We start from the raw sequence: 481 nt of genomic DNA, 5'->3' as shown, positions 1-481 counted from the left end.
CGATCCGGAGTACCTGCGTCAGGTGATCCGCAGCGAAGGCGTCACCACCTTGCACTTCGTGCCATCGATGCTGGATGTGTTCCTGGCCCACGGCGACGCTTCGGCAGATGCTCTCAAGCGCGTGCTGTGCAGCGGTGAAGCCTTGCCGGGTAGCCTGGTACGGCGTTTCCACGCGCAGTTGCCAACGGTCGAGCTGCATAACCTGTATGGCCCGACAGAAGCGGCGGTGGACGTCAGCGCCTGGCATTGCATGACGGCGCCGGACAACACCCCGATCGGCAAGCCCATCGCCAACACCACGCTGTACGTGCTCGATACGCTGGGCCAGCCAGTACCGCAAGGCGTCGCTGGCGAGCTGTTCATCGGCGGCGTGCAAGTCGCCCGTGGCTACCTCAACCGCGCCGAACTGACCGCCGAACGCTTCATCGACGACCCGTTCAGCACTCGCCCCGGCGCACGCCTGTACCGCACCGGCGACCTG

The 481-nt window shown here is 65.7% G+C and carries 1 protein-coding gene; it reads left to right on the top strand.

Annotation, left to right across the window (positions count from 1 at the left end):
* On the top strand, positions 1–481 hold a 481-nt coding region (locus tag HU766_RS26025; RefSeq protein WP_186661870.1), incomplete at both ends, for an AMP-binding protein.

Origin of the sequence: Pseudomonas sp. SWRI77 (assembly GCF_014269105.1) — a bacterium.
GTDB classification, from domain to species: domain Bacteria; phylum Pseudomonadota; class Gammaproteobacteria; order Pseudomonadales; family Pseudomonadaceae; genus Aquipseudomonas; species Aquipseudomonas capeferrum.
The sequence above is the reverse complement of the archived record's forward strand: the minus strand, read 5'-3'. Positions and strand labels throughout refer to the sequence as shown.